The organism is Pseudogemmobacter sp. TB195, from assembly GCF_058313095.1.
Genome location: NZ_JBZEGG010000142.1, coordinates 1 through 617 on the forward strand (window position 1 = coordinate 1; position 617 = coordinate 617).

The window sequence follows — 617 nt, forward strand, 5'->3', positions numbered from 1 at the left end:
TGCTGCTGCTGGACGAGCCGACCAACTATCTCGATATCGAGGGCACGCTGTGGCTCTACGACTTTCTCGGCCGCTATCCGCACACGGCGCTGGTGATCAGCCATGATCGCGAACTGCTCGACGAGGCGGTGGACCATATCCTGCACCTCGACCGGGGCAAGCTGACCCTGTATCGCGGCGGCTATACCTCATTCGACCGGCAACGCCGGGAAAAGATGGCGCAAAACAACGCCCTGCGCGCCAGACAGGAGAATGAGCGCAAGCACATGCAGGCGTTCGTCGACCGCTTCCGCGCCAAGGCGACCAAGGCGCGGCAGGCGCAGTCACGGCTGAAGCGGCTGGAGAAGATGGAGCCAATCGCCGCCATGACCGACGAGGCGGTGCTGCCGTTCAGCCTGCCGGGTCCCGAGCGGCCGCTGTCGCCGCCGATCATCGCCATGGAGGGCGTTGCCGCCGGCTATGGCGAGCGCGTGGTGCTGAAGAACCTCAACCTGTCGATCGCGCCGGACGACCGCATCGCCCTGCTCGGCCAGAACGGCAATGGCAAGTCCACCTTCGCCAAGCTGCTCGCCGGCTCGTTGCAGCCGCTCTCCGGCGCCATGGCCCGTTCAGGCAAG

1 protein-coding gene is annotated in these 617 nt (G+C 66.0%); it reads left to right on the forward strand.

What is annotated here, in order from left to right; translation table 11 throughout:
• Positions 1-617: ATP-binding cassette domain-containing protein (locus tag AC4FS3_RS29050; RefSeq protein WP_491023425.1), on the forward strand; the 617-nt coding region annotated here is incomplete at both ends.